General features: G+C 61.4%; 17 protein-coding genes. 3 read left to right on the top strand and 14 right to left on the bottom strand.

Annotated elements, in window-relative coordinates:
- Positions 1–861, top strand: coding sequence for an HlyD family secretion protein (locus HBO24_RS05500; protein ID WP_057438208.1), 861 nt, complete (start codon positions 1–3; stop codon positions 859–861).
- 46 nt (positions 862–907) lie between these two features.
- Here the strand turns inward: HBO24_RS05500 and HBO24_RS05505 are convergent, their stop codons facing one another.
- Positions 908–1,312: a hypothetical protein gene (locus HBO24_RS05505; RefSeq protein ID WP_057438390.1), complete on the bottom strand. Its 405-nt coding sequence runs from the start codon at positions 1,310–1,312 to the stop codon at positions 908–910.
- Positions 1,312–2,499 (bottom strand): MFS transporter, encoded by a 1,188-nt coding sequence (locus HBO24_RS05510; RefSeq protein WP_170059383.1) that lies wholly within the window; start codon positions 2,497–2,499, stop codon positions 1,312–1,314. Before HBO24_RS05510 ends, HBO24_RS05505 begins: the two co-directional genes overlap by 1 nt.
- 111 nt (positions 2,500–2,610) lie before the next feature.
- Between HBO24_RS05510 and HBO24_RS05515 the strand changes: the two genes are divergently transcribed.
- Positions 2,611–3,465: a LysR family transcriptional regulator gene (locus HBO24_RS05515; RefSeq protein ID WP_170059384.1), complete on the top strand. Its 855-nt coding sequence runs from the start codon at positions 2,611–2,613 to the stop codon at positions 3,463–3,465.
- 41 nt (positions 3,466–3,506) lie between these two features.
- On the opposite strand, the gene HBO24_RS05520 is transcribed toward HBO24_RS05515, so the two are convergent.
- Both HBO24_RS05520 and HBO24_RS05525 read right to left on the bottom strand, forming a co-directional pair.
- Positions 3,507–4,319 carry an SDR family oxidoreductase gene (locus HBO24_RS05520; protein ID WP_057438210.1) on the bottom strand — a complete coding sequence of 271 codons (813 nt, stop codon included), beginning with the start codon at positions 4,317–4,319 and terminating at the stop codon, positions 3,507–3,509.
- Positions 4,320–4,339: 20 nt separating this feature from the next.
- Positions 4,340–4,804 (bottom strand): hypothetical protein, encoded by a 465-nt coding sequence (locus tag HBO24_RS05525; RefSeq protein ID WP_057438212.1) that lies wholly within the window; start codon positions 4,802–4,804, stop codon positions 4,340–4,342.
- 203 nt (positions 4,805–5,007) lie between these two features.
- Here HBO24_RS05525 and HBO24_RS05530 point away from each other — a divergent pair, with 203 nt between their 5' ends.
- The gene (locus HBO24_RS05530) at positions 5,008–7,788 is read left to right on the top strand and encodes a DUF6543 domain-containing protein (protein ID WP_170059385.1); all 2,781 of its coding nucleotides are present in this window, start codon (positions 5,008–5,010) and stop codon (positions 7,786–7,788) included.
- Positions 7,789–7,914: 126 nt separating this feature from the next.
- Here the strand turns inward: HBO24_RS05530 and HBO24_RS05535 are convergent, their stop codons facing one another.
- The 10 genes from HBO24_RS05535 to HBO24_RS05580 form a co-directional block, all read right to left on the bottom strand.
- Positions 7,915–9,366 carry a mannose-1-phosphate guanylyltransferase/mannose-6-phosphate isomerase gene (locus HBO24_RS05535; RefSeq protein ID WP_057438216.1) on the bottom strand — a complete coding sequence of 484 codons (1,452 nt, stop codon included), beginning with the start codon at positions 9,364–9,366 and terminating at the stop codon, positions 7,915–7,917.
- 147 nt (positions 9,367–9,513) lie between these two features.
- Positions 9,514–10,167 carry an alginate O-acetyltransferase AlgF gene (locus HBO24_RS05540; RefSeq protein WP_057438217.1) on the bottom strand — a complete coding sequence of 218 codons (654 nt, stop codon included), beginning with the start codon at positions 10,165–10,167 and terminating at the stop codon, positions 9,514–9,516.
- A gap of 16 nt (positions 10,168–10,183) precedes the next feature.
- Positions 10,184–11,374 carry an alginate O-acetyltransferase gene (locus HBO24_RS05545; protein ID WP_057958524.1) on the bottom strand — a complete coding sequence of 397 codons (1,191 nt, stop codon included), beginning with the start codon at positions 11,372–11,374 and terminating at the stop codon, positions 10,184–10,186.
- 11 nt (positions 11,375–11,385) lie between these two features.
- Positions 11,386–12,918 (bottom strand): MBOAT family protein, encoded by a 1,533-nt coding sequence (locus tag HBO24_RS05550; RefSeq protein WP_170059386.1) that lies wholly within the window; start codon positions 12,916–12,918, stop codon positions 11,386–11,388.
- 214 nt (positions 12,919–13,132) lie between these two features.
- Positions 13,133–14,242 (bottom strand): mannuronate-specific alginate lyase, encoded by a 1,110-nt coding sequence (locus HBO24_RS05555; protein WP_170059387.1) that lies wholly within the window; start codon positions 14,240–14,242, stop codon positions 13,133–13,135.
- 8 nt (positions 14,243–14,250) lie between these two features.
- Positions 14,251–15,699, bottom strand: a complete 1,449-nt coding sequence (locus HBO24_RS05560) for an alginate O-acetyltransferase (protein ID WP_170059388.1) — start codon at positions 15,697–15,699, stop codon at positions 14,251–14,253.
- An 11-nt stretch (positions 15,700–15,710) separates the two neighbouring features.
- Complete coding sequence (gene algG, locus HBO24_RS05565; RefSeq protein ID WP_115128949.1) at positions 15,711–17,300, bottom strand: mannuronan 5-epimerase AlgG; 1,590 nt, start codon at positions 17,298–17,300, stop codon at positions 15,711–15,713.
- Entirely contained in the window at positions 17,300–18,787 is a 1,488-nt protein-coding gene (locus HBO24_RS05570; RefSeq protein WP_057438224.1) for an alginate export family protein, read from the bottom strand. The genes algG and HBO24_RS05570 overlap by 1 nt, the downstream gene beginning before the upstream one ends.
- Complete coding sequence (gene algK / locus HBO24_RS05575) at positions 18,784–20,220, bottom strand: alginate biosynthesis TPR repeat lipoprotein AlgK (RefSeq protein WP_170059402.1); 1,437 nt, start codon at positions 20,218–20,220, stop codon at positions 18,784–18,786. Before algK ends, HBO24_RS05570 begins: the two co-directional genes overlap by 4 nt.
- Positions 20,221–20,327: 107 nt before the next feature.
- The gene (locus HBO24_RS05580; protein WP_170059389.1) at positions 20,328–21,497 is read right to left on the bottom strand and encodes an alginate biosynthesis protein Alg44; all 1,170 of its coding nucleotides are present in this window, start codon (positions 21,495–21,497) and stop codon (positions 20,328–20,330) included.
- Between the last annotated feature and the right edge of the window lie 7 nt (positions 21,498–21,504).

Genomic DNA, 21,504 nt, shown 5'->3' on the forward strand with positions numbered 1-21,504 from the left:
ATGAAAAAGTTTTTCAGCCTGCTCGCAACCCTGCTGGTTCTGGCCCTGGCGATCTGGATTGGCCGCACCTTGTGGGTCCATTACATGCAGACCCCATGGACTCGCGATGGCCGGGTGCGCGCCGACATCATCAACGTGGCCGCCGACGTCACCGGCGAAGTGGTGGATGTGCCGGTGCGTGACAACCAGTTGGTGAAAAAGGGCGACCTGCTGATGCAGATCGACCCCGAGCACTACCGCATCGCGGTCAAGCAGGCGCAATCTTTGGTCGCCTCACGCAAAGCCACCTGGGAGATGCGCAAGGTCAACGCCCACCGCCGCGCCGACCTCGACGCCCTGGTGATCTCCAAAGAGAACCGCGACGACGCCAGCAACATCGCCGACTCGGCCCTGGCCGACTACCAACATGCCCTGGCGCAACTGGAGGCCGCCGAACTGAACTTGAAACGCACGCAAGTCGTGTCAGCGGTCGACGGCTATGTCACCAACCTCAACGTGCATCGCGGCGACTATGCGCGCATTGGCGAAGCCAAGATGGCCGTAGTCGATATGAACTCGTTCTGGGTCTACGGCTTCTTCGAAGAAACCAAGCTGCCCCATGTGAAAGTCGGTGATAAAGCCGATATGCAACTGATGAGCGGCGAGACCCTCAAGGGCCATGTGGAAAGCATCTCCCGCGGCATCTACGACCGCGACAACCCCGAGAGCCGCGAACTGATCGCCGACGTGAACCCGACCTTCAACTGGGTACGCCTGGCCCAGCGGGTACCGGTGCGGATTCATATTGATGAAGTGCCGGAGGGGGTGTTGCTGGCGGCGGGGATTACTTGCACGGTGATCGTCAACCAGGCACAAAACTAAACAGAGGGCATCAGGCACGTCGCCTGCCGGCTCCTGCAGGGGAGGGTTATTGGCCCTGGATATAGGTCTCATGCAGGTGCCGCCACAGCAGTGCGCCGCTGGCCTGTTTCTCGAACACCACGGTGGCCCGGCGATCCGTCTGGCTGGCGCTGTGATCAACCTGGTGCTCACGGTAAGTCACCGTGGCACCCCGCGCATGGCGGTCGATGCCGGTCAGTTCACTCAAGGTGATTTTCAATCCGGGCCGCATGCCGCCCAGGCGAGTGAACAGGGCCTGGACCCCGGCGGCATTCACCCGTGCGCCGGTGGCGGGGGCGATCATGCTGAACTCGGGGGAGAAGCGCGCCAGCAGGTTCTGCAGGGTGCCTTCGGGGGCTGTGCCGGCAAACCATTGCTCGATCTCGATGTGGGTCTGGATCACTTCTTCAAAAAAGTCGCTGTAATCAATCATCATTGAGGCTCGCTGGCTGGGTGAAGCAGTGCGCGAACCCTGGAGGTATCCAGGCTCAGCGCTGCGAAGAGCGGCAGCAGTGTCAGGGCTGCCGCGATCAAGAAGGTCATGGTGAAGGAATCCGAGGCCGATAGCACGGCGCTGAGTGCCGCTGCGCCGAGGCAAAAGCTCACTTGCCTATTGATATTCCACAGCGCGCTGGCGTGGCCCATGCGTTCGGCAGGAATATCCAGAAAGGCCAGGGTCTGCGCGGTGCTGCTGCACAGGCTGCCACCCAGGCCCATCAGGGCATAGGCGCCCACCAGCAGGGCGGGCTGGGCAGCATTGAGCAGCAGGATGCCGGCGCATTGCAAGGCCATGCCGGCCAGCAGCAATGGCTTGGGCCCGCACCGGCTGAACAACTGCTTGCTCAGGTAGATGGCCAGGGCCGAGGCCAGTGCCCACGGCAGCATCAAGGCCCCGGTGCGTGTCGCGTCGTATCCAAGGCCTCGCAGGTAGAGGATGGCGACCAGGCTGGTGCCGATAAAGACGCCGGGGATAAACAGATACACCAGCATCGCCACTCGCAGCATCGGGTGGCGGATCTGCTTGAACAGACTCCCCAAGGCCAGGGCCGGTCGCGAGGTTGCGGGCACATCGGGTTTTATCCACAGCAGTGCCAGCAGCAGGGTCAGGAGGGCCAATGGCAGGTTGGCATAGAAGATCCAGCGCCACGACACCGTGTCCACCAGCAAGCCGCCCAGCGCCGGGGAGAGTGCTGGCACCAACAGCGCCACCGACATCACTCGGGCCGTCAGCTGGTGACGCTGCCCAGGGGCAAAGTGTCGGTACGCCAAGGCCTGGCCCACCGGTATCAGCAATCCACCCCCCAAGCCTTGCAACAGCCGCCAGCCGATCAGGGCCTGAATCGACTCGGCCTGGCCCACCAGCACCGATGCCATGCCAAACAGCCCCAGGCTCGCGGCGATCAAACGCCGCTCGCCCCACACTGCGGCGAGCCAGACGCTCAGCGGAATAATCAGGGTCAGGCCGAGCAGGTATGCGTTGCTGATCCACGCCAATTGCGTGACCGAAGCCTGCAGTTCATGGGCGATATCCGGGTAGGCGACGGTGGCGACAAACATGTTCACCAGGTCCAGGGCGAAGCCCAGTAAAAAGATCCAGGCGACTTTCGAGCGGTAGGTCATAGGGGCGATCCAGCGTTTGAGGCTGGCAGGGTAGGCCGGTTGCAGAGCTTGGGATACACGGGTTTGCCTGTTAGTTTGTCAAAAATATTTTGACAAATGGGGGCTGTGGCCATGGTCAGTCTGGACCGATTCGACACTTTCAAAGCCGTGGTCGAGGCCGGCTCGCTGACGGCCGCCGCCGATCTGCTGGGTCAGACCCGCGCGGTGGTCAGCTTCAATCTCAAACGTCTGGAAGCCGAACTGGGCGTCACCCTGCTCACCCGCAGTACCCGCCAACTGGCGCTCACCGATGCCGGCGAACGTTTCTACCTGCGCTGTACACGCATGCTCGAAGAAGCACGGCTGGCAGTGGAAGAGGCCCGTTCTGAACACGCCCAGCTCAAGGGCACCCTGCGCATCACCACGACTGTTGAATATGCGTTGGCAGTGGTCGCGCCGGCCGTGGAGGGTTTTCGCCGCCTGCACCCGGACCTCAACATCCACTTATCCACATCCTCGACCCATGCCGACCTGATCTCCGAGCGGTTTGACGTGGCGATCCGGCTGGGGCGCCTGGTGGACTCCAATCATCGTGCGGTGCAGTTATCCACCTATCAGGTATTGGCCGTTGCGGCGCCTGGTTTGGGTAGTGCCCATACGTTGGATGAACTAGAACGACTGCCCAAGCTGGGGCATGGCCGCCTGACTGAGTTGAGCGTGACCGACCCGGCAGGTGGCGAACATCAGTATCGCTCTGGCCCCAGTGCGCTGGTGGTCGACAGTGCCGCCGTGCTGCAAGCATTTGCCGTGCGCGGGCATGGCGTGGCGGTCCTGCCGCAGTGGCTGGTGCAGGAGGACCTGGACGCGGGGCGGCTGGTACGCCTGTTGCCGGATCATCGTTTCGCGCCTCAGGGGGTGTATGCGCTGTATCCGGACACGCGGCATTTACCGCTGAAGGTGCGGGCGTTTATTGACTTCATGAAATAGCGAAGACCCCGTGCAGAGGGCAAGTCCGCTTGCCACGGTGATCAAAGTGCTCCACCCAGCCCAAATCGCTTCTTCAACACAGTCTCCAACAACCCCTTGGGCAGCAGCGCCGCCATCAACGGCAAGGCCCGGCTGCCATTCCCCGAACGCAGCAGGCGCGGTGGTTCACTCTGTTGCACGGCCTTGAGCACATCCGCCGCAAAGGTGCTGGCCGGGGTCGGTTTGTCCTGGGAGGCCTGGGAGCGGGCACGGATGCTTTCGCGCAGTGGCCACCACGGCGATTGTTCATTGATCAGCAATTCGGCCTGGGTGCCGGCGTTCTTGGCAAAGTGGGTGTTGATCGCCCCCGGCTGCACTTCCATGACTCGCACGCCAAACGGTGCGAGTTCCATGCGCAACGCGTCGCTCAAGGCATGCACGGCGGCCTTGGAGGCGCAGTAGGCGCCGGCAAACGGCGTGACCAGCACTCCGGAAACGCTGCCGATATTCACCACCAGCCCTTTGCGCGCGCGCAGGGCGGGGAACAGCGCCTGGGTCACGCCGACGATCGCGAACACGTTGGTCTCGAACTGGCGCTGCAGGGCCTCGGTGCCACCATCGAGCAGCGGGCCCATGGCGCCGTAGCCGGCGTTGTTGATCAACACATCCAGCTCGCCCACCTGTCCGGCCAATTGCGCCAGGGCCGCGCCATCGTTGACGTCCAGTTGCACGGCCTTGAAACCGGCAGATGCGAGGGCCGCGACGTCTTCGGGACGGCGGGCGCTGGCCCATACGTCATAGCCGGCGACTTTGAAGGCATCGGCCAGGGCACGGCCGATGCCGCTGGAGCAACCGGTGATAAGCACGTTAGGCATGGGGCAATCCTTGGTAGTGGTTAGTCGGAGAAGCTGCCTTGCAGGTGTTCGGCGCGAAACTCCAGGGTTTGCGGGCGGTAGCCGGGGCGTAGGGGCGGCACCGGCAGACAGTCTTCCCAGGTGGCGCCGGCCTGCAGTTCGCCGGGGCCGCGATAACGCGGGGCAGCATAGACGTTGTCCGCCAGGTTCACCGTATCGCCTGGTGCGTAGGCGGCGACGCGCCAGCGCAGTTCGGTCAGGGGGACGTCGTTGCCGTTGTTGAGCTTGAGCTGCAAGGGGCGGTCGGCGGGGCACTGATCGGGGGCATAGTGGATGCGCAGCTCCAGGCGCGCCAGTTGCGAGGCCTCGCGGTTGTCCAGCCAGACCACCCATATCGCCACGAAGCCCAAACCCACTGCTGCGGCGAGGGAAACCGGCAATGCCTTGGCCGGGTAGCGCAGGAGTAGGACCAGCCAGGTGATGATGAGCAGAACGCCGAAGAACATGGGGACAGCCTCGTGGGTGGATGAACCATCGTACCGTTGACAGCATGCGGTTGCCTATCGGGTTGCGGTCACCCCCAAACGGACACTCCACGTAACCTTCGCGCTGGAATCAAGGGGGGTGTTCGCTTCACACACCTATATACAGCCACAGACTGACGGTCGTTGTTCTGTGAGCTTTTTTTATACGTGCCGAGAACAACGCCATGACCTTATCCGTACAAAATTTTGCTGTTCCAGCCTACCGCTCCTTCGCTTCTGACGATGAGAGCAGCCCAATGAAGTCGGCCTCCAATCCCCAAGCCACCACCGTCGCCGGCAACAGTGCCCTGGACAACCGTAACGCGCTGATACTGACCCTGGCAGGCCTGGAGCAAGGCCTTGCAACGGGCCGTATATCCAATGAGCATATTCTTCCGGCCTTGCAAGCCGCCAAAATACAATTGGCTCCCGATGCGCAACACCCAGGCCCGACCATGGAAGTCAGCCTTGCGCAATACATCACCGCCAATGGCTGGAGCATTCCGCAAAACCGAGAGGGGCTCATCCAACTCAGGCAGACCGTGTCTGCCCTGGCACCGACAAGTCCCTCGAATGCCTACGCAGTCATTACCGAGCGAGCCGCCAAGGCCAATGTCGAAAAAACCAAATTCAAAAAGATTGTGTTGGACACGGCCGTCGCGTTTCCAGATGTGCGCAAAGAAGCCAAAAAGCGTGCAGAAGAAATTGTGTTCGGGTTGACCGGAATCCATGTAGACGCCGACAAGACTTATTTGAATCGGTTTAACAGTTCGCAATCAGGGCAAACCGCTACCGGTTGGGAACACATGAAGGAAGAACCCTCGTCATCCATCAGTTTGACTGACGCCGTGTTGAAGAACTTTTCCGAGTACGACGGGATTCCCGGCACGCTGGACTCGGAAGCGGGCTTGTATAAAGACGGCCCCGGACAAAGCGCCAAAGCAGGCTATGGCGCCCACAACGAAATCCCCCTGGCGCCTTCGGCCTTTATGAAGGCCCTTTGGAAATCCGATTTCCAGACAACCATGTCGGCAAAAATCGACAGCTTCTGGAAAGACCACGCCGATGGCTACCGCACAGTCCAGAAAGGCATATTCATCTATAGGGCAGGCGAGCAACTCAAGGCCCAGGAGGCGAAGTTACCGGCCGAACGAGCGCTGCAGCCGCCCGAGCACCAGCTCACCAGGAGTGACTATAAACGGCTGATGAAGGCGGTTACCGGTGCAGAAATAGCCGAAGACCAGCCCATGACCGTGGAGAAACTGCAGGCAACCTCCCCGGTAACCGGCGATGTCCAGGTTCATGCATTTGATATCAATGGCTTTCAGTCCAGTGATATTTTGCGTTTTACCCTGCCCGCAGAGGGGCTCCAGAAGGATGCCAGCGGGCGCCTGGACGGCGTGCAAATTCTCTATATTCCTGACGCCAAGCCAGCCTTTCTGAAATTCGCCTCACTGGAAAAAATGGATCAATGGGTCAGCGATCAAGGCAAGACGCCCCAGACGCGCAAAGCCCTGGAGTCGCACTTCTCGTTGGCTGATCGGCAGAACAGTGAGTCCGGTGGTTTTGGGACCGCATTCTTTAATGCAATCGTGCCGCTGGGTTCCCTGATCTCTGAGATACGGCCAAAAAACGGCGTCGATTCATCCCTGGAATACCTCAGTACGGATAGCGTCAGCAACCAGGAGGGCAACGTCATTGACCGCAGCAATATCGCGATCAAGGGCGATGTGTTCAGTCACATGGCGGACAGTGGCCAGCAGCGTATGAGGAACGACGCAGACACCGCGATCAAATCCAACAGCGAGGTCACCCGTGACACCTGGCTCAACGACATTTCGGTCGGCGCAGAACTGCTGGTCAAACTGGCCCCGCTGGCTGCTCCGGTCGCCGCCGCTGCCGTCATCACAAGTCTCACGGAAGTGGTATTGGGCACCGAAAAAGAGATTTCGGGCGACACCCAGGCTGAACGTCATGACGGGGCGTCGAAGACATTCGATGGCATGATCAACACCTTGTTCTCCTCTGCCGGTCTCAGCTCAAATGCCGCGGACCCCTTTGCCCTGCCCAAAGAAGAACCGCTAGCCCCTGAACCCTCCGTGGAGTCCGCGTCCGAACCGGCGCCTGACTCTCCAGGCGTTGATGCCGATGTGCCCAATCGCCTGCAACCGTCACAAACGGACAACATCAGCGCCTACGCCATTGCCGATGGCGAATCGTTACTGGCCAAGAGCACAGTCAATGCTAGAGGGATTTATCAGTACAAGAACGAGGCGGGGGTAGATCGTTGGTTTATCCGTTACACCGATCAGTCCGGTATCGCCAAGACGTATGAGATTAAAGGTGATTTCAAACTCAGTGACGGCTATGTCCAGATTATTGATCCCCAGACCGGTAAACCCGTACTGACCGTTGAAACAGGTGCCGATAACCAATGGCGCGCGAGCAAGATGCTGGGGGGCAATAGAAAAGGCAAGGGGGTCAACGCTGCCCGCGAGCAGCCTGCCGGGCAGGGCCCGCTGGCATCAAGCTCAGCAACCAATCAACCCTTGGCCAATCATCAGGATTGGCAGTCGATAGTGGATTCGGGCACTTACAACGGCAAGCCGGTTTACATTCACTACACCAGCAAGGCCGGCGCAGAAGCGATCGCTCGCGAGCGAAGCATCAATGATCTGGCGCGTGGTGAAAGGCGTGCGGGTTCAAAGGGCGGTGTGTACGTTAACCCCCCAGGCCAGCAATTTAACAGCGAGAACGTTGAGAACCTGTTGTTTTTAGGGAATGAACGCTATGTGGGCAGTGGCGACTATATGGTGATCTTCAGCTCTGACCAGGTGCCCAAGGATTTAGGCCCGGTCACGGCCGGCAGCCAGTTCGTCGAGCTCAAGATGGCCAAAGAAATCAAGCTGACGCCGTCGAACTTTCTGTATTTGGGGCCGAACAATTTCAAGGACTATTTCGAGTGAAGGGAACAACGCTGTGTGGGTGATCGCTGCCAATCTGCAAAGTGGCCCGATCAGAAAAAGCCCCCGCCCAGCCCACTGCGGATAGGGGACGCAACGGGCTGGGCGAGGGCTTTTTGTTTTGCGGTGTTACTGCGCGATGGTTTTCACTGACACACCACGCTCGACGGGAGTCGAGCGCCCGTAGATGTCTTCAAACCGCTCGATATCGTCTTCGCCCAGGTAGCTGCCCGATTGCACTTCGATGATCTCCAACGGGATCTTGCCCGGGTTGCGCAGGCGGTGCACCGAGGCAATCGGGATGTAGGTGGACTGGTTCTCGCAGAGCAGGAACACATTCTCGTCGCACGTCACTTCGGCGGTGCCGCTGACCACGATCCAGTGTTCGGCGCGGTGGTGGTGCATCTGCAGCGACAGGCACGCGCCCGGCTTGACCGAGATGTGCTTGACCTGGAAACGCCCGCCCATGTCCACCGAGTCGTATGAGCCCCACGGACGGTAGACCTCGCAGTGGTTCTGGGTCTCGCTGCGCCCCTGTTCATTCAGGGTGTTGACCATCTGCTTGACGCCCTGGACCTTGTCCTTGTGGGCAATCATCATCGCGTCCTTGGTTTCCACGACCACGATGTTTTCCAGGCCGATCACCGACACCAGCTTGCCGTTGCCGTGGATCATGCAGTTCTTGCTGTCCTGGATCACCACGTCACCCTTGGTCACGTTGCCGTTGGCGTCTTTGTCATTGACCGCCCACAACGAGGCCCAGCAACCCACGTCGCTCCAGCCGGCACTCAGCGGCACCACGCAGGCGCGCTGGGTTTTTTCCATCACCGCGTAGTCGATGGAGTTGTCCGGGCAGCAGGCGAAGGTGGCTTCGTCGAAGGTCACGGTGTCGGCGGTGTGTTCGCTGCGTTCCAGGGTCAGCACGCAGGTGTCGTAGATGTCCGGATCGTGCTTTTTCAGCTCTTCGAGGAAGCGGCTGGCGCGGAACAGGAACATCCCGCTGTTCCAGAAATAGCCGCCGCTTTTGACGAACTCGACGGCGCGTTTTTCATCCGGCTTCTCGACGAACTGCTGCACCCGGCTGACACCTTCGGGCAGCAGCGAATCATTGGTGGACTTGATATAGCCGTAGCCGGTTTCCGGACGGGTAGCCGGTACACCGAACAGCACCATCTCGCCACGCTCGGCCGCCACGGTGGCCAGGGCCAGGGCGCGTTGCAGGGCTTTCTGGTCATCCAGCACATGGTCGGCTGGCAAGACCAGCATCAGTTCATCGCGGCCTTCATTGACCAGCATCATCGCGGTCAAGGCCACGGCCGGCGCGGTGTTGCGGCCAAACGGTTCCATCAGGATGCGCTGACTGTCGAGCTTGCGAGTGCTCAGTTGCTCATTGACGATAAAACGGTGGTCTTTGTTGCAGACGATGATCGGTGCGTCCATGCCTTCGAACACCAGGCGCTCCAGGGTTTGCTGGAACAGCGTGTGCTCGCCGGTCAGGGCCAGGAACTGTTTAGGAAACTGTTTACGGGAAAGCGGCCAAAGACGTGAGCCGCTACCACCGGAAAGGATTACTGGGATCATGTGTTTCTCCTTGAATCGATTTGGGTCAGAGCTACGAAGGTTTGTCGTTTCACTCTTGTTTTTGTCTCGGTCCTGAGTCGACACGCGGACAGTGTGGGAGCAGGCAAACCAGCTCCCACAAGGGGGCGTCTCAACTCAGGGAAATCATCAACGGGTCGACACGGGGCGCTTGACCCACACTGGCGACAGGTTGCTGCCGGAGCCGGTGACATACAGCACCGCCGCCTCACCACGTTCCAGGGCCACCGGCTTCACATCGCCAACCTTCTTGTCGCCGTCGTACAGCGCCAGGCTGACCTTCACCGGGTTGATCTCGCGCTCGCCACGGCCCTTGGCGGCCACGGCCTTGACCACATCGGTCTTGCCGTCGGCGGTTTTCAGGGTCAGGGCCTTGTCGCTGAGGTTCTGCACGCGCACCAGGGATTTCTGCTTGTTCTTGAACGGCGGTTCTTCGATCAGTTGCGGCTGGCCGCTGGCGCTGTTGACCAGGGTGTAATAGTGATCGGCGGCCAGTTTGACCGTGACGTTCTGGCTACCGACCTTGGCGCTGTAGTCGCCGCCCGGCAGGAAGCTGAAGTCACTGCTGGCCAGCGGTGCCACATCGCTCAACGCCGTGTTGCCGACGCTGGCGCTGACTTCCTGGTTGCTGGCGTTGAACAGGCGCACGAAGCTCGAGCCTTTCGGTGCGACGGGGCCATAGAGGGCGGCGTCGCCTGCGAACGCGGACATGGATACGAAGCTCATGCCGGCGGCGAGGGCCAGAGTCTTGGCGAGACGACGCGGAGTAGTAGTGAAAGTCATGTGAGTTACCTCTCTTTCAGTTTTGCGCCCGGTCGGGCGTCTCGGATTTTTCGGTTTTAACTGGGGTGTTGCTTGCCATGTTCTGTTGGCGCGTACCGGCTTGTTTGAGCTGCGCGACCCACTCGGGGTCGGCTTCGCCGATTTCGTTGTTCACCGGCAGATAGCGTTCCGGAAACTCCCAGATCAGCACTTGCGGCGGGCTGTTCTTGAAGTCATCGCTTTTCAGGTAGCTGAGCATCGGCAGGATCGGGCCGTGGCCGTCTTCGGAGTAGTTCACCACTTCGCTGCCCAGGGCTTGCTTCAGGGCGCCGACGAAGTTCCAGTTGGGGTTGGCGCTGTAGCTGGTGCCCACCAGGGCCACCGGCATCTCGCTGTCGGCAAACAGCGCGTCGTCGCCTGCGGCCTGGGCCTGCACTGCGTGGGTCACGCGTTTTTGCAGGGGCTCCTTGGGCGGCATCAGGTTTTCGAACAATGGGTCCAGGGGCAGGAACAGGCGCAAGTCACCGCTGTGGGGGGCGATGCCCTCGGCGTCGGTGACAAAGCGCTGGGGCTCGCCGCTGAGCAGGGTCTTGGCGTTGATGGTCCTGGCCAGCTGCTTGGCGGCGACTTCGGCGCCATCCGGGGTCCAGTGGGTGTCGGTGCGCAGGAACACCTGCTGGCCGTGGAGCTTGGCCTGTTGCAGCGGGCCCAGCAGGTCGGGGGCGAGGATCTTGTCGGCGGCAACCCGCGCATGGAAGTCCTGATAAAGCCCGGCATGAATGCTCGCCGGTTGCACTTCACCCAGATGCTCCGGGTACAGGCGCACCTTGGCCGGGACAATCGCCATCACCAACTGCACGCCCTTGGCCTTGAGGGTCTGGCGCACGCCTTCGACCAGGGCGTAGTTGTCTTGCAGGTTCTGCTCTTCGTTGACGGCGGGGTTGAACTCCTCGTCGCTGTACAACCAGTGATCGCGACCCAGCACCACGCCGGGACGGCCTTCGTTGAACAGCTTGTAGTCCAGGGCGGCCCAGAGGTTGGTGCCCAGGCGCTTGATCGGGAACTCGTCGTCGTAATGGGTCTCGACGGCCTTGGCCCAGCGCCCGTTGAGCACGGTGGCTTCGGCGTTGGTATTGAAACCGAAGAAACTGCGCACCGACCACGCGCCCAGGGCCATAAGCAGGGCCATGAACAGCGCGGCGTAGAGGATGCGGAATGAACGGGTCATGGTCGGCTCCCTCAGAACTGGAAGTAAAGGAACGGCGAGAAGCTTTGCGCCGAGAGTTTCAGAATCGAAGCCACAAACAGCAGCAGGATCACCGCGCGCATGGCATAGCGGGGCCAGTCGGCGGTCCAGTAGGCCGGTTGCACGGCGGCGTTGCTGCCGACGCTGAAACCGGGCTCCTGGATGCTGCCGGGGGGGTCGCCAGGCACTGCCTTGATCAGGCTCGGATCAGCCGGCTTGGCCTTGTCGGCCGGGCGATTGTTGTAGAAGTCGCGCAGGCCGAAGAACGCCAGCGTGGCGTAGGCCACCACCATGGTTGCCACTTGCAGGCCCGTCAGGTTGGCGCGGTTGAGTTCCGACAGCGACCACTCGCCAAAGCTGAACATCGCGCCGTACATGCGCCCGGCGACGTGCAGGTTTTCGGCACGGAAGATCACCCAGCCCATCACCACCAGTAGGAAGGTGAAGGCCCAGCGCACCGGGTTGAAGCTGCGTGGCGAGGTGTTGAGGCCGATGGCTTTTTCAATCGCCAGCCACATGCCGTGCCAGGCGCCCCAGACGATGTAGGTGATGTTCGCGCCGTGCCACAGGCCACCGAGGAGCATGGTCAGGAACAGGTTGCGATAAGTGGTCAGCGTGCCTTTGCGGTTGCCGCCCAGGGTGATGTACAGGTAGTCACGCAGCCAGGTGGACAGGCTGATATGCCAGCGCCGCCAGAACTCGGTGATCGACTGGCTGATATACGGCTGCTTGAAGTTTTCCATAAAGCGGAAGCCCATCATCAAGCCCAGGCCGATCGCCATGTCGCTGTAGCCGGAGAAGTCGAAATACAGCTGCGCGGTATACGCCAGCGCGCCGAGCCAGGCGTCGCCGGTGGTGGGGTTTTGCAGGGCAAAGCAATGGTCGGCCACCACCGCCAGGGTGTCGGCGATAAACACCTTCTTGATAAAACCCTGCATGAACCGCGTGCAGCCCTCGGAGAATTTATCCAGGGTGTGGGTGCGGTTGTTGAACTGGTCGGCCAGGTCGCGAAAACGCAGCACCGGGCCGGCAATCAAGTGCGGGAAGATCGCCACGAACGCCGCAAAGTCGATGAGGTTACGGGTGGCCGGGGTGTCGCCGCGGTACACGTCGATGATGTAGCTGATGGACTCGAAGATGTAGAACGAGATCCCGATCGGCAACAGCACGTGGGTCAGGATAAACGGCTCCAGGCCCGCCGATTTCATCATCAGGTTGATGCTGTCGACGCCGAAGTTGGCGTATTTGAAGTAGCCGAGGATGCACAGGTCGACCGCCACGCCGAGCAGCAGCCAGCGCTGGGCCGGCTTGGTGCGCACGCCTGCGGCACCGACCTTGAGGCCGATCCAGTAGTTCCACAGGGTCACGGCGGCGAACAGCGCCAGGAAGTCCACTCGCCACCAGGCGTAGAACACATAACTGGCAATCAGCAGCAGCAGATTGCGATAGCGTTGCCCGCTCAAATAGTACAAGCCGAGAAAGATCGGCAAGAACAGAAACAGGAACACATTGGACGAGAAAACCATCCCGATCTCTCCATGTTTAACCAACAGTCAAGGGCCAACGGCCCCCCCAAACCCCCCACGAAAACCGGGGAGGGCTGTATTGCAATTTTCTTGAAGGAACCGGGTCAGTGTGGGAGCGGGCTTGCTCGCGATTGCGGTCTGACATTCAGCATTGATGTCGTCTGACACTGCGCTTTCGCGAGCAAGCCCGCTCCCACATTTGGACCGAGTACGGTCAGGAACCTTTGTTGCCTTTTTCATGCGCCGGGTCGTAGACCTTGGTCAGGTCGCCACCCAGGCGGAAGGTCTTGAACGGCTGCATCTCGTGCTTGCGCTCCAGTACCTCCGGGGCGCAGGTGTAGAGGGTGCAGAAGGGCTCCAGCCAGGCGAATTTCGAGTCCTGCTCCAGATCCTGCATGTCCTGCTCTTTGCCGTTCTTCTGCTCGAAGAGTTCCGGATCCTTGACCCCGGCCAGCACCTTGTCGCCCAGGCGCTTGAGTGCGCCGTTGTTTTCCGGGCGTACATCCACGCCGTTGACCAGGGCGAAACTGGCGATCATCGCCAGCGGTGGCAGCGCATAGTTGTGGTAGGCCAAGGCCCGTTGCTGGCGCTTGAGTTCGTTGGGCAGGTAGCCCTGGGCGTCGACCTGATTGGCGCCGACCTTGTATTCCTTCACCGCCCAATCGAACAGGTCGCGACGGTTGGTGGCGACGGATGTGGCCATCACCGACCAGGCGGCCCAGTACGAATGGTTGTTGGTTTTTTCCAGGGGCAGGTTGTCCCAGTCGCTGACCACTTGCTCGGCCAGTTTGTTGAACCAGGCTTCGATCAACTGCGATTCCTGTGGGTGCCTGGCCAGCGGTTGCGACTCGGAGAACTTCAGGCGCACATAGGCCGACGCCATGCTGCCCAACGCCCATTTGCGCATCGACTTGCCGGTGTGGTTGAAGTCCTTGGACATCAACGCATCGGCCTTGGCCCAGCTCACCAGCCAGTTCAGCGTGCACTGCAATTGCTCCGGGCGACCGTCGCGCATGAACTGCATCACCCGCTTGCTGGTGTCTTTTTCCAGTTTGGTGATGTCGGCGGTGCTGTCGCGAAAGGCTTTTTCCGACTGCACATTCAGGGTCGAGCGGGCTTTGTCGGAGCCTTCGTATTTGCTGCGAAACTGCAGCGAGCCGGTGTAGGGCGTCGGCATGGCGTCGCAGTCATTCTTGAAGTCGCCGGTCTTGAACGCTTCAATCGGCGCGAAGTAGCCCTGGGGCGGACGCAGCGGCGCGGCGGCGTTGGCGTGGCCGGCAAATATCGCCAGGCCGAGCAACGTTGGAATCAATAACTTCTGCATAGGTAACCTCATTGCCCGGCGGAAGCAGTCTGCTGACCACCCGCGGGGAATACGTTGCGTGTGCAAATTTTCGCTTCGACTTTCTGCGCCGCAGCGCCCGCTTCGGGGCCCTGCACTTCCACGGCCAGCAGGTTCTGCGAGGCCCAGTCTTCATCGGTGCGCAGTTCAAAGGCGAAACGCCCGTCTGTCTCGGATGTTTCGGGTTTGTCGATCTTGATGTCCTCGTGGCGCCCGTTCATGTACCAGAGGGTGGCTTGCAGGGTTTTCACCGAGGGATCGGCGAAGCGAATGTCGACCTGATGACGGCTGTTGCGCAGGTCCATGTTCTTGCTGTTAACCATCAACTCGTTCTTGCCCGGCTTGAGGGTGGCGCTGGCGCTCATCTGCGCCGGCTTGCCCTCACAGCCGTTGTCGAGCAGGGCCATCATCTGGCGGTAGGTGGTTTCCTGGTCGAGGCGATACAGCGGTGAGAATTCCCAGATCAGAATCTTCGGTGGGCTCTTCTGGAATTCTTCGCTGCCCAGGTACTGGATCATCGAGCCTTCCAGGCCACCGCCGGGGAAGGCGACGTTAAGGATGTCGGCGCCGATTTCCTGTTCCAGGAAGCCGGCGAAGTTGTAGTTCTTGCCACTGTGGCTGGTGCCCACCAGGGTGATCTGCGGGTTGCCGGAGTCGCCGAACAGGTCGCCGTCCGCCGCTTCGCCCTTGGGCTCGGTGCTGAACTGGTCCATGTACTGGATCGCGTAGCTGGTGCCGCACAGTTGCCCGGCCATGTTGTGCAGGGTGCCGGTCTTGCCCATGCGCCCGGACTTCTTGGTCTCGAATTCACGCTGGGGGATCCCGGCGAACTCGGGCATGGCGCGCACCTTGGCACCGACGATCTTTGCGGTGCGCTGGGCGCCATACGGGGTCCAGTGCTGGTCGCCACGGAAGTAGAAGTCGTGGGCCGGCTGTTCGTCCGGCAATTGCTCGTTGGTCAGGGGCGACAGGTCCGGCACCACATAGCCCATCTTGGCAAAACGCCCGAGCATGCTCTTGTAGTTGCCCAGGGCCTTGTCGAAATCGAAGCTGGCTTTCTCCTGCGGGTTGAGCTTGTTGCGGTTCACCAGGCCACGGGTCGGCTGGTAGACCACCACCAGTTCCACGCCCTTGCTCTTGAACGCATCGCGCAGTTGCTGCATGCGCTTGTAGCCGGCCGGGGTGGTGTCGAATTCGGTGCGCAGGTCTTCCTGGGTACGGAACAGCCAGTCGCCCTGGGCCTGTACCAGGGTGGTGAAGTTCTGCTGGTAACGGGTGGTGTAGTTCTTTGCGTCGTGGGCCTCGGGGCACAGGTTGCAGCACGGCTCGGCGGTAAAGCTCGGCGCCTGGGCTTCATCGGCGCGCACGCCGCTGCTGGCGGCCAGGATGCCGAGGGTCAAACCCGAGAGGCTGAGTAGCTTGATCATGTGTGGGTGCATAAAGGTCATCCTCAGTCCTGCAATGGGGTCTGGCGTTCGACAGGGTCGATCAGCACGGCTTTTTTCTGGCGTACCAGCAAGTCGAGAATCTCTTCCTGGCGCTCACCTAGAACGCCGGAGAAGCTGATGCCACTGGATTTGGTCGGCGCGAGCATCGACACGCGGTACAGCTCGATGCTCAACGGCGAGTCGATGGACAGCGGCCCGCTGCCATTGGCCGCCAGCTCGCCGCCAACCACGATCAGCGAGACCTTGGTGTCGAACGGGTCGAGCGCGATGTCGCGGTCGGTGTCGGTCAGGTCCTTGATATGGCCGTAGACCCCGGTCAGGCCGTTGGCCATGGCGAGGTTCTCGTACAGTCGGATGTTCACGCTGTTACGGATACGGATGCCGTGGCGACGGTTGCTGATCACCTTGTTGCCCCACAACAGGTTATCGCCGCTCTCATAGAGGGTGATGCCGTCGGTGTGGTTGCGGTAGATCTCGTTGTCGGCGATCAGGTTGTTCACGCTGTTACGGTCGATCACCAGGCCCGACAGCTTGTTGTCGTAGCTGCGGTTGTTGAAGATGAAGCTGTCGTTGACCTCACGGGAAATAATGATGCCGTGCTTCTTCTTGGTGCCGTACACGGTGTTGTCGGCAATGATCAGGCCGTGGGAGCGGTCGTGGGGGTCGATGCCGTAGACGATGTTGTCTTTGTAGGTGCTGCCCTTGATCACAAAACCGGTGGTTTCGTAGCAGTAGAAGCCGTACCACATGTCCGAGAATTCGGAATCGACAATCCAGCCGGTCGGCTCCGGGCGCTTGAGGACCTTGGCCATGTTCGGCGTGTACTGGGAAATACTCACGCCGTAGGACTTACTGTTGGCATAGCCGAAGCTGGCCATCTTGCTGTTGACGATATAGGTCTGGGTACCGCCCCAGGCCAGCAGGAACGGGCGGAATTCCGTGGGCGAGCGGAAGGTCGCCGGGCCGTTGGTTTTCTCGCGCCAGCCGGTGATCCTGGTGTCGCGCACAAACAGCTGGCCGTCGTTGACCAGAAACGAGCCGGCTTCCTGGGACAGGCGCAATTCCTGGGTCTGCCCGTCGATTTCGAGGATGCCTTTTTCGCCGACCACAATCGGCAGCCTGGCCAGGAACACGCCGGGCGAGGTTTCGCTCAGGTATTGCTTGGGCACCTTCTTGAGCAGGTCCTTGAGGTTCATGTAGCCGTCGTCGATAAAGATCGCCTGGGGAATGCCGTGCTGGCGCACCACCCATTCGGCCATCTTGTTGTCGCCGCCGATAAAGTCCTTGAGGGCGTTTTCCTGCATCATCCGGCGCACGCTGACCTTGCCGGCCTTGCTGCGCACGATTTTTTTCGCCACGGCTTCGGCGGTGTAGCCCGAGAGGTCCGGCAGCGGCGGCTTGGCCATCTCCAGCGGCGCCGTAGGCGGGCTGGTGATGGTGTAGGTCTTGGCCTGTTGCAGTTCCTTGGCGAGGGTGGGCGCCTTGACCTGCGGCTCGACATTGGCAAAGGCCGGGGCGCACGCCAGCAGCATTGCCGCAGCGAGCAGGGCCGAGCCTTTGAGGGCGTGAGGATTCATTGCGCAGGCTCCCATCAGAAACGCCAGATCACATCGACAAAGGCGCGGTGCATGTACGAGTCGACTTGCTTGCCATAGGCGTCGCCCGGTTTGAACACACCGCCACGAAAGCGCACCAGGGCCGACGGTTCGTCGATCGACTGGCTGAGGGCGGCGGGCAGCAGGCCCTTCTTGAAGTACTTGGTGACCACCAGGTCCATCTCCTGGCCAAGGTCTTTCTTACCGTCTTCCAGGGGCAGGGAGGCGCTGGACAGCACGGCGCCGGTGACGTCGTCGTAGTTGTTCTGCACCGCGTCGATGCCATTGCTGCCCACCGGCTTGTTGCCGTCCACACGCCAGAACTTGTGGTAGACCAGGCTGGCGTCGTAGTCATCGCGCAACTGCCAGGAACCGAACAGGCTCATGGACTGCATATTGTTCATCTCGCCGCGAAACGCCTCGCCAAAACGATGCATCCGCGATTGGGTGCCGGTGAAGTTCGAGCGGTTGCTTTGCAGGCCGTTCTGCTCGTAGTCGGCACTGGCGCGGGCATAGGCCGCACCCACTTGCCACTGCGGGTCGAGGCGCAGGCGCACACCCAGGTCGGTGGCCCAGCCATCCACATCGGTATTGCGCTTGGCGTTGGCCGGGCGGCTACCGTCGGCGTTCAGCGCGTTGACGTTGCTACGGTCGCCCTGCATGCCGGTGACGCTGGCCCAGTAGTTGACGGTGTTGGTGTTGCGCCAGTTATAAGCGTCGCTGTTGGCCTCAATGCCGAGCCAGGTCAGGTCGCCGTTCTGGCGCTTGTCCAGCGAATCGGCGGCCACGCCCGGTTGCGGGTAGTCGAGCTTGCCGTCGTCATGGCTGTGATGACCGCGCACGCCAACCCAATGGCCCGGGGTCCACTGGTAGGCCGCGTCGGCGTAGAAGTGCTGGCGGTCCTTGTCTTCGGGGGACAGTTCCTTGAGGTCGGTGCGGTACTCGCTGAAGCGTTCGGCGGCGCCGACATTGGCCTTGAGCAGGGTGGTGTCGAAGGTCCAGTTCAGCGCTTCGATGTTGGTGTCGCGCCATTGCCCGTCATCATTGCGCAGGCGCTGGCGGCCCAGCTTGAGGATCTCGCCGGGGTAGGGGGTGAAGCCGCTGTAGCCGACCCAGAACTCACGCAGGGCCAGGTAGTTTTTCTTGGTCTTGCGGTCGTTGTTGCTCGATTGCTCGGTGGTGTCGCCATCGGACTGTTGCAGGGTGTCGGTTTCGATGATGTCGCTGGACGCCACCGCCTGGCCCATGGCGTAGGCGCTCCAGGCGCCGCTTTCACCGTAGATCCACGGGCGCACATCCAGGCCGATGCCGTTGACGTCGCCGCCTTTTTGCGTGCCCAGGTCGCGGTCATCTTCGGACTGGCCGGTGACTTTCACGTCCAGGCCGAAGTTCTTGTCTTCGGTCAGCGCGGCCAGGGTCGGGCACGACCACAGCAGGGCGAAGGTCAGGCCAATACCGGCCTTGACGAATGGATTGAGTTTCATAGGGATTCCTCGCCGTCTTCTTCTTGCAGGGCGTGCAGTTGCAGCGTGCTTTGGCTCAAGGCACCACGGGCGGCCAGCTCTTGTTGCAGCAGGCGCTGGCCCTCGGCGCGCTGGGCGGGCGGCAGTTGTTGTTCGAGTTGCGCGGCCAGTTCATTGGCCTGCGGCGTGTCCTGGCGCTTCGCCAATTGGCTGAACACATAGGCGTTGAGCGGGTCGGGCTGGGTGCCCTTGCCTTGGGAAAACAGCTGGGCGATAGCGAAGTCGGCGCTGTTCTGGCCGTTGCGCGCGGCCGTCAGCAAGTGATCCAGGGCTTTTTGCGGGTAGACCTGGCCCAGGTAGCCACGGCGATAGATCTGGCCGAGGTAGTAATCGGCGGCCACTTCCCGGCCCTGGGCATTCTGGAAGTGGGCTTCGGCGGCCTTGGCATCGGCCGGCACCCACTTGCCTTCGTAGTAGAGCTTGCCCAGCAGCAACTCGGCGCGGGGCTGGTCGGCGGCGCGACCGTTGTCGAGGTACTTCATCATCTGCTCGACGTCGCCCAGTTCCGGGAAGTCGTAGAGCAGTTGCGCGAGGCTGACCCAGGACGCCGGGTAGCCAGGGGCGATTTTTTCCAGCAGGGCCTGGGCGCTTTTTTCATCGGTCTTGCCCAATGAGGCATCGCCCAGCACACGGGCCACACTGTCGACCCGCTGGGCGCTGACGGTGCCACGGCTGTAGCCGGCTTCCATCTGCTTGAGCAGTTCGGCCTGTTGCTCCGGTTGCTCGCGCTTCTGGTAGACAGTGGCCAGTTCGACGTAGCAGATATCGGTGCTGTTCAGCGCGGCCTTGCAGATTTTTTCGATGTCATCCAGGTGCTGATCGTAGGTGCCCTGGGTACGGTACAGCAGCACCTGCGCCAGGCCGGCTTCCGGGTAGCCGGCGGAGCGCCAGGTATCAATCTGCTGCTGCGCGTTGACGCTGGGGAAATCGTGGGGGTATTGCAGGTACAGCATGGCCAGCGGGATCAGGGTGTTGCCTTCGCCATTGGCAAAGGTTTTTTTCAGCAGGCCTTCGGCTTCGCGGTGCTCGGCTTCGGTGGCGCCGGGCTTGGCCACCAGCAGACGACCGAGACGGGCCTGGGCGCGGGGCGAAATATCGGCGGCCGCACGGTAGGTGGCTTCGGCTTGCTTGATCTGCGCCGGGTCACGGCTGCCGACCTGGATATCGGCCAGGCCGACCTGGGCTTCGCTGTAGCCCAGCTCTGCCAGTTGCTGGTAGTTCTGCGCGGCGGTGGTTGTGTCGCCACGCTTGAGGGCTTCATTGGCCAGGCGCTGGTCGGGCAGGCCGGCGCAACCGGCCAGTGTGACGGCCAATGCCAGCAGCGCTACAGGTCGCAAGGGGGAGCGAGCTTTTGTGGGAGCTGGCTTGCCTGCGATGGCATCGCCGCGGTGCATCTGCTGCACCGAGTCGATGCTATCGCGGGCAAGCCCGGCTCCCACAGGAGTGGGCTCCCACAAGGATTGTGTTGTTCTTGAAATAGGGTTCACAGGCAAATCCTCGCTTACAAACCAGCAGCCATGGCTTTATCAATCAGCCAGTTCAGGGACGGACCACGGTCGCTGGTCACTTCCACGGGGCGGCCGGCATAGGCGCTGTCCAGCGGGGCATCGGGCTTGATCTGCACGCGGATATCCGAGGACAGGTCGGCGCTGTTGAGGCTGGTGCTGCTGACGATGGTGCCGGTGCGGGTCTGTTCTTCATCGGCGACCTGGAAGCTCACCGGGGTGCCTGGGCGCACGTCGCCGAACTGGCGATAGGAGAAGCGCGCCTCGACATTCGCCTGACTGCCGCGCGGCACCAGTTGGAAGATCACATCACCCTTGCTCGCGTATTGACCATCAGCCACCAGTTGCTGGGCGACGATGCAGTCGCAAGGGGAGGTCAGGGTGCCGGTCATTTGCTTGCCGAACAGCTCTTCGACCTTGGCCGGTTGCAGCTGGTCTTCGTCCAGGTGGCCCTTGAGCACATCCAGCATGCTGGTGCTGAAGGTCGCCAGTGGCACGCCTTTGGCGGCAACGCCGTTGTCTTTGATCAGGCTTTGCACGGTGCCGTCGCGGGGCATCGTGACGTTCATCCCCGGCACGCTGACCAGGCCGGCCTGGGCATGACTGACGAAGTACATCCCATACACCGACTTGAACACAAACCCGAATGCCGCCAGGCCCACCAGGAAGATCGCCAGGCTGAACGTCACGGCGCGCAGGCGACCAAAGGCGCTCATGCCTCTGCCGCTGTCCTTGACCTTGCGTGCCTTGGTGAAGTTGTCGCGCTGCAGGGTCGCCAGTACATCGCCCATGGTCACGATATCGCCGGACAGGTGCGAAGTGATCAGGTGCCGCAGGGTGGAAATATCCTGGGCATCCAGGTTCTGGAACTGGCAGCCGGTGCGGCCGGTCTGGCGGTCGTGGGAGCGGATCAACAGCTCCACGTCCATCGCCAGGCCGAGGTTGTCGATGACAAACTGCAGGCGCGCTTTATGCACATCGCCGACCTTCAGCGGTTGCTGGGCGGCATTGAAGGCCAGGCCGCCGGCGGACAGGTCGATGACCCGCACTTCCATGGGCGTGCGGTCGGCACCGAAGAAGCGCAGCTTGGCCGGGATTTTCACCCGGGCGTGTTGGCGCTGGGCTTCGGATTCGTGGACAACGTTGGCGTTTACTTGACTGTTCATCAGGGCA

The sequence above is a fragment of the Pseudomonas sp. WS 5410 genome (assembly GCF_012985645.1).
Lineage (GTDB): Bacteria > Pseudomonadota > Gammaproteobacteria > Pseudomonadales > Pseudomonadaceae > Aquipseudomonas > Aquipseudomonas shahriarae.

What these genes read in the sequence shown, in the direction of transcription:
- HBO24_RS05500 (WP_057438208.1), top strand. Translation starts at nt 1, where the DNA reads ATGAAAAAGTTTTTCAGCCTGCTCGCAACCCTGCTGGTTCTGGCCCTG.
- HBO24_RS05505 (WP_057438390.1), bottom strand. Translation starts at nt 1,312, where the DNA reads ATGATTGATTACAGCGACTTTTTTGAAGAAGTGATCCAGACCCACATC.
- HBO24_RS05510 (WP_170059383.1), bottom strand. Translation starts at nt 2,499, where the DNA reads ATGACCTACCGCTCGAAAGTCGCCTGGATCTTTTTACTGGGCTTCGCC.
- HBO24_RS05515 (WP_170059384.1), top strand. Translation starts at nt 2,611, where the DNA reads ATGGTCAGTCTGGACCGATTCGACACTTTCAAAGCCGTGGTCGAGGCC.
- HBO24_RS05520 (WP_057438210.1), bottom strand. Translation starts at nt 4,319, where the DNA reads ATGCCTAACGTGCTTATCACCGGTTGCTCCAGCGGCATCGGCCGTGCC.
- HBO24_RS05525 (WP_057438212.1), bottom strand. Translation starts at nt 4,804, where the DNA reads ATGTTCTTCGGCGTTCTGCTCATCATCACCTGGCTGGTCCTACTCCTG.
- HBO24_RS05530 (WP_170059385.1), top strand. Translation starts at nt 5,008, where the DNA reads ATGACCTTATCCGTACAAAATTTTGCTGTTCCAGCCTACCGCTCCTTC.
- HBO24_RS05535 (WP_057438216.1), bottom strand. Translation starts at nt 9,366, where the DNA reads ATGATCCCAGTAATCCTTTCCGGTGGTAGCGGCTCACGTCTTTGGCCG.
- HBO24_RS05540 (WP_057438217.1), bottom strand. Translation starts at nt 10,167, where the DNA reads ATGACTTTCACTACTACTCCGCGTCGTCTCGCCAAGACTCTGGCCCTC.
- HBO24_RS05545 (WP_057958524.1), bottom strand. Translation starts at nt 11,374, where the DNA reads ATGACCCGTTCATTCCGCATCCTCTACGCCGCGCTGTTCATGGCCCTG.
- HBO24_RS05550 (WP_170059386.1), bottom strand. Translation starts at nt 12,918, where the DNA reads ATGGTTTTCTCGTCCAATGTGTTCCTGTTTCTGTTCTTGCCGATCTTT.
- HBO24_RS05555 (WP_170059387.1), bottom strand. Translation starts at nt 14,242, where the DNA reads ATGCAGAAGTTATTGATTCCAACGTTGCTCGGCCTGGCGATATTTGCC.
- HBO24_RS05560 (WP_170059388.1), bottom strand. Translation starts at nt 15,699, where the DNA reads ATGCACCCACACATGATCAAGCTACTCAGCCTCTCGGGTTTGACCCTC.
- algG (WP_115128949.1), bottom strand. Translation starts at nt 17,300, where the DNA reads ATGGGAGCCTGCGCAATGAATCCTCACGCCCTCAAAGGCTCGGCCCTG.
- HBO24_RS05570 (WP_057438224.1), bottom strand. Translation starts at nt 18,787, where the DNA reads ATGAAACTCAATCCATTCGTCAAGGCCGGTATTGGCCTGACCTTCGCC.
- algK (WP_170059402.1), bottom strand. Translation starts at nt 20,220, where the DNA reads ATGCACCGCGGCGATGCCATCGCAGGCAAGCCAGCTCCCACAAAAGCT.
- HBO24_RS05580 (WP_170059389.1), bottom strand. Translation starts at nt 21,497, where the DNA reads ATGAACAGTCAAGTAAACGCCAACGTTGTCCACGAATCCGAAGCCCAG.